Origin of the sequence: Streptomyces niphimycinicus (assembly GCF_018883605.1) — a bacterium.
In the GTDB taxonomy this organism is placed as follows: Bacteria; Actinomycetota; Actinomycetes; order Streptomycetales; family Streptomycetaceae; genus Streptomyces; species Streptomyces niphimycinicus.
Map to the genome: position 1 here is coordinate 1 of NZ_JAHLEM010000007.1, position 6,644 is coordinate 6,644.

Genomic DNA, 6,644 nt, shown 5'->3' on the forward strand with positions numbered 1-6,644 from the left:
GTGAGCTGGAGCCGGTCGGCACCTCGCTGCGGGGCTGGGCCGAACACCTCACCACCCTCGCCGGGCACCCCTCCCGCCTCGAGGAACTCGCCCTCTGGAAGCGGCAGTTCGAGGGGCCCGACCCCTTGGTGGGCGCACGGGCGCTGGATCCGGCGCGGGACACGGCCGCCACGGTCCGCCACCTTCGGCTGACGTTGCCGCCGGAGCGGACGGCGCCTCTGCTGACGCGGGTGCCCGCCGCCTTCCACGGTGGTGTGAACGACGTCCTGCTGACGGCCCTGGCGCTGGCGGTGGCCGACTGGCGGCGTCGCAGGGGTCACGCGGAGGCCACCGGTGTGCTGGTGGATCTGGAGGGCCATGGCCGGGAGGACGTCGTCGAGGGCGCCGATCTGTCCCGTACCGTCGGCTGGTTCACCAGCCTCCACCCGGTGCGCCTGGAGCCCGGGGTCGAGGACTGGGCCGGTCTCTGGGGCGGTGGCCGCGAGGCCGGGCAGGCACTGAAACGGGTCAAGGAGCAGTTGCGCGGCCTGCCCGACCATGGCATCGGCTACGGTCTGCTGCGCCACCTCAACCCCGACACCGCGCGCGAGCTGGCCGCCCTGCCGACCCCGCAGATCGGCTTCAACTACCTCGGCCGCCTCGCGGCCGGCACCGACACCGACTGGGCGGCGGCGCCGGAGGCCGACGGGCTCGGCGGCGGGGCGGACGACGCGATGCCGCTTCCGCACGCACTGGAGATCAACGCGACTACCGAGGACGGTCCGGGAGGCGCCCGACTCGGCGTCGTATGGAGCTGGCCGGACGGATTGCTCTCCGAGGACGACGTACGGGACCTGGCCGAGACCTGGTTCCGTGCCCTGGACGCCCTCGTCGCCCACGCCGAAGGGCCGGGAGCCGGTGGACACACCCCCTCCGACCTCACGCTGGTCTCCCTCACCCAGGACGAGATCGACGCATTCGAAGACGAACTGGAACCGGGAACCGAGTGGGAGATGCCGAAGTGAGCAGCCAGTCGAGGGTCGAAGACATCCTGCCTCTGTCGCCCCTACAGGAAGGGCTTCTCTTCCACGCGGTGTACGACACCGAGGGTCCCGATGTGTACACCATGCAGTTCGCGTTCGATCTGGTCGGCCGAGTGGACGTGGCCGCCCTGCGCGCCGCCGCGGCCACCCTGCTGCGCCGCCACGCCAACCTGCGCGCCGGGTTCCGCAGACGCAAGACGGGTGAGGCCGTCCAGATCATCCACCGCGAGGTGGAGCTGCCCTGGGACGAGCGGGATGTGAGCGGTCTGGACGAGGCGGCGCGGACCGCCGAGATCGCCCGGATCCTGGCGGAGGAGAAGGACCGCAGGTTCGACATCGCGAGCCCGCCGCTGGTGCGGTTCGTCGTCGTGACGCAGAGCGCCGAGCGGTACCGGCTCATCCTGACCAACCATCACCTCCTGCTCGACGGCTGGTCGATGCCGCTGCTCGCCCGGGAGCTGTTCACGCTGTACGCACGCGGCGGTGACGACTCCGGGCTGCCCCGGGTCACCCCGTACCGCGACTATCTGGCCTGGCTGGCCGGGCGGGAGCGGGACGCCGCCGAGCAGGCGTGGCGGCGGGCGCTGGACGGCGTCGAGGGGCCCACGCTGCTCGCTCCGACCACGGGCGAACGGCGCGAGGCGGCCCAGCCGGAGCGGGTGACGCTGGAGCTGTCCGCCGAGCTGACCGCCTCCCTGGGACAGTTCGCCCGCGCCCGCGAGCTGACGCTGAACACGCTGGTGCAGGGCGCCTGGGCGGTGCTGCTCGGCCGGCTCACCGGGCGCCGGGACGTGGTCTTCGGCGCCACCGTCTCCGGCCGTCCGCCGGAGATCCCCGGCGTGGAATCCATGGTGGGGCTGTTCATCAACACCCTGCCGGTGCGCGTCGTGCTGCGGCCCGAGGAGCCGCTGTCCGGGCTGCTCGCCCGGCTGCAGGAGCGGCAGTCGGCGCTGATGGAGCACCAGCATCTGGGGCTGCACGAGGTGCAGCGGCTGGCCGGGACCGGTGAGCTGTTCGACACCCTGACCGTCTTCGAGAACTACCCCCTGGACCCCGGTGGCCTGGAGCTGCCCGGCACCGGGGTGCGCATCGCGGGAGTCGATGTCAACGACGCCACGCACTACCCCCTCACCCTCGCCGTGATCCCGGGCGACCGGCTCACCCTGCGCCTGGACCACCGCCCGGACCTGCTCGACCACGACGCCCAGCGGCTGGCCGAACGTCTGGTGCGGCTGCTGGAGACGGTCATCGTCGAGCCCGACCGGCCGGTGGCGGCGGTGGACATCCTGGACGCCGCGGAGCGCGAGCGGGTGCTCGTCGAGTGGAACGCCACCGCCCGCGACCTGACGCGGGCCGGGCTCGGCGAGCTGTTCGAGGCCCAGGCCGCGGCGACGCCCGGGAACGACGCGGTGGTCTTCGACGGCGGCGCGCTGAGCTACGCCGAACTGGACGCCCGCGCCAACCGGCTGGCCCGGCTGCTGATCGGGCGCGGTATCGGCCCGGAGCGCATCGTCGCCCTCGCCCTGCCCCGGTCGGTGGACATGGTGGTGGCGCAGCTCGCCGTGGTGAAGGCGGGGGCCGCCTATCTTCCGGTCGACCCCGACTACCCGGCCGAACGCATCCGTTTCCTGCTCGAGGACGCCCGGCCCGAGCTCCTCATCGCCGGTGGTGGCGCCGTCGTCGCCCACCAGGGGGAGCGGCTGGACCTCGACGACCCCGCGCTGCCCGCCCGGCTCGCCGCGTTCCCGGCCACCGGCATCGTGGACGCGGACCGTACGGCCCCGCTGCGCACGGCCCATCCGGCCTACGTCATCTACACCTCCGGTTCGACCGGCACCCCCAAGGGCGTCGTGGTCTCCCACACCGGTCTGGCCTCCTTCGCCACGGCCGCCGTCGAGAACTTCGACGTGGACGCCGGGGCGCGGGTCCTTCAGTTCGCCTCACCCAGCTTCGACGCCGCCGTGCTGGAGCTGTGCATCGCGCTGACCTCCGGCGCCGCGCTCGTCGTACCGCCGCCCGGACCGCTGGCGGGGGAGGCCCTCGCCGAGGTGCTGGCCGACCGGCACGTCAGCCACGCCCTGATCCCGCCGGCCGCGCTGGCGTCGGTGCCGACGACCACGCCGCTGCCCGGCTTCCGCTCCCTGGTCGTCGGCGGTGACGCGTGCTCCGCCGAACTGGTGGCGCGCTGGTCGTCCGGCCGCCGGATGGTCAACGCCTACGGTCCGACCGAGTCGACCGTGGCCGCCACCATGAGCGGCCCGCTGAGCGGGGAGCGGACGCCCGCGATCGGCGGCCCCGTCGTCAACACCCGGGTGTATGTGCTGGACGCGGGGCTGCGGCCGGTGCCCGTCGGCGCCCCGGGAGAGCTCTATCTCGCGGGCGAGGGGCTGGCCCGCGGCTATCTGCGCCGCCCCGGGCTGACGGCGGAGCGGTTCGTCGCCAACCCCTTCGACGCCCCGGGCTCCCGGATGTACCGCACCGGCGATGTGGTGCGCTGGCGGGCCGACGGCACCCTGGACTACCTCGGGCGCGCCGACGAGCAGGTGAAGATCCGTGGCTTCCGGGTCGAGCTGGGCGAGATCGAGACCGTCATCGCCCGCCATCCGAAGGTCGCCCAGGTGGCCGTGGTCGCCCGCGAGGAGCGGCCCGGCGTCCGGCAACTGGTGGCCTATGCGGTCGGCGAGGCCGAGGTGGCCGAACTGCGCGCCCAGGTGGCCGAGGTGCTGCCCGCCCATATGGTCCCGGCGGCGTTCGTACGCCTGGACGCGCTGCCGCTGACGCCCCACGGCAAACTGGACCGCAGGGCACTGCCCGCCCCGGACTACGGCTCCGTGACCACCGGGCGGGCCCCGGCCACCCCGCAGGAAGCGGCGCTGTGCGCGGTGTTCGCCGATGTGCTCGGGGTGGAGCGGGTCGGCGTGGACGACAGCTTCTTCGACCTGGGCGGCGACAGCATCGTCTCCATCCAGTTGGTCAGCCGGGCCCGCAAGGCGGGGCTGATGTTCACCCCGCGCGATGTGTTCCGGCTGCGGACCGTGGCCGCGCTCGCCGCCATGGCCACGCCGCGGGAGGAGACGGTGGCCACCGCCGAACCGGACGACTCCGGTATCGGGGTGGTGCCGCTCATTCCGATCGCACACTGGCTACGGGAGCGCGGCGGACCCGTCGACGGCTTCCACCAGTCGATGCTGATCCGCACCCCCGCCGGACTGGACCAGGCGAAGCTCACCGCCGCGCTCCAGGCCGTCCTCGACCACCACGACGCCCTGCGGCTGCGGCTGACCCGGGCCGGTGGCATCGTCTGGAGCCTGGAGGTGGCGCCGCGCGGTGCGGTCGACGCCACCGGCTGTCTGACCCGGGTGGACGCGGCCGGGCTGCGCGGCGAGGCGCTGCGCTGTGTGGTGGCCGGACACCAGGGCACCGCGCAGGCGCGGCTGGAGCCCGAGCAGGGGGCCATGGTGCGGGCGGTGTGGTTCGACGGCGGACCGCATGAGAGCGGCAGACTGCTGCTCGTCCTGCACCATCTGGTGGTGGACGGCGTCTCGTGGCGGATCCTGCTGCCCGACCTGGCCGCCGCGGCCGAGGCCGTCATGGCGGGCGAGGCCCCGAGGCTGGAGCCCGTGGGTACCTCGCTGCGGCGCTGGGCCGAGCAGCTCACCGCGCTCGCCCAGCACCCGGCCCTGCTGGACGAACTGCCGCTGTGGACCGCCATGCTGGAGGCCCCGGACCCGCTGCTGGGCAGCCGCGCCCTGGACACCGCGCGGGACACCGTGGCCACCGTCCGGCACATCAGCCTCACCCTGCCGCCCGAGCGCACCGAGCCCCTGCTCACCCGGGTGCCCGCCGCCTTCCACGGCGGGGTCAACGACGTCCTGCTGACCGGCCTCGCCCTGGCCGTCGCGGACTGGCGCCGGCGCCGGGACGAGGACGCGGCGGCCCCGCTCCTGGTCGACCTGGAAGGCCATGGCCGCGAGGGTGTCGTCGAGGGCGCGGATCTCTCCCGTACCGTCGGCTGGTTCACCGATCTGCACCCGGTGCGGCTGGATCCGGCGGTGGCGGACTGGGCCGAGCTGTGGGCCGCCGGCCCGCAGGCCGGACGGGCGCTGAAGAGCGTCAAGGAGCAGTTGCGCGCCCTGCCCGACAACGGCATGGGCTACGGTCTGCTGCGCCACCTCAACCCGCAGACCAGCCCGGCCCTGGCCCGGCTGCGCACCCCGCAGATCGGCTTCAACTACCTGGGCCGCTTCCCGGCCGCCTCCGCCGACGACCAGGGCGCCGACTGGTCCGCGGCCCCGGAGGCCGATGGCCTCGGCGGCGGCGTCGACCCGGCCATGCCCGTTCCGCACACGCTCGAGGTGGGCGCCCTCACCCAGGACCACGCCGACGGGCCGCGGCTGACCGCGACCCTGTCCTGGCCCGGCGATCTGCTGACCGAGGAGGACGCCCGTGATCTGGCCGAGACCTGGTTCCGCGCGCTGGAGGTCCTCGCGGCCCACACCGAGCGGGCGGGAGCCGGCGGGCACACCCCCTCCGATCTGCCCCTGGTCTCCCTCGGCCAGGACGAGATCGACACCGTCGAGCGGGCCCGGCCCGGCGTGGCCGATCTGCTGCCGCTGTCGTCCCTCCAGAAGGGGCTGCTCTTCCACGCCGTCTACGACGAGCAGGCGCGCGATGTCTACACCGTGCAACTGCTGCTGGATGTGAGCGGGCCGCTGGACGCCCGGGCGCTGCGCCGCGCCGCCCACGCCCTGCTGGAGCGCCACGCCAATCTGCGCGCCGGTTTCTGGCACGAAGGGCTGCGCACCCCGGTGCAGTTCGTGCCCAGGGCGGACGAGACCGAGCTGCCCTGGTACGAGTTCGACCTGTCCGGTGTCCCCGCAGGTCAGCGGGACGGCGAACTGGATCGCCTGCTCGCCGAGGACCGGGCCCGCCGCTTCGACCTGACCGCGCCGCCGCTGCTGCGCATCACCGTGATCCGGCTCGACGGCGACCGCCACCGGCTGGTGCTGACCAACCACCACATCCTGCTGGACGGCTGGTCCACCCCGCTGCTCGCCCAGGAGCTGTTCACGCTCTACGCCTCCGGGGGAAGCGATGCCACGCTGCCCCGGGTCACCCCCTACCGCGACTATCTGGCCTGGCTCGCCGACCAGGACGCCGGGGCCGCCGAGAAGGCGTGGCAGCAGGCCCTGGAGGGCGCCGAGCCGACCCTGCTCGCCCCCGTGGACTCCGGCCGCGAGGCGGCGATACCGCGGACGGTCACCGTCGAGCTGCCGGCCGAGCTGACCGCCGCCCTCACCGAGCGGGCGCGGGGTCTCGGGCTCACGATGAACACGCTGGTGCAGGGCGCCTGGGCGGTGCTGCTCGGCCGCCTCACCGGGCGTCAGGACGTGGTCTTCGGCGCCACGGTCTCCGGCCGCCCGCCGGAGATCGCCGGTATCGAGACGATGGTGGGCCTGTTCATCAACACCCTGCCGGTGCGGGTGGTCCTGCGGCCCGAGGAGCCGCTGTCCGGGCTGCTGGCCCGGGTGCAGGAGCAGCAGTCGCTGCTGACCGACCACCAGTACCTCGGCCTCACCGACATCCAGAACATCGCCGGTACCGGTGAACTCTTCGACACGC

Annotated in this window: 2 protein-coding genes; both read left to right on the forward strand. The window is 73.9% G+C overall.

All coding sequences use genetic code 11. The features are described 5' to 3' along the window. The coding region (locus KN815_RS00700; RefSeq protein WP_253208656.1) for a condensation domain-containing protein at positions 1 to 1,004 on the forward strand (1,004 nt) is incomplete at its 5' end. Then, positions 1,001 to 6,644, forward strand: a 5,644-nt coding sequence (locus tag KN815_RS00705) for a non-ribosomal peptide synthetase (RefSeq protein WP_216339118.1), incomplete at its 3' end; no start/stop codon positions are given. The genes KN815_RS00700 and KN815_RS00705, both read left to right, overlap by 4 nt.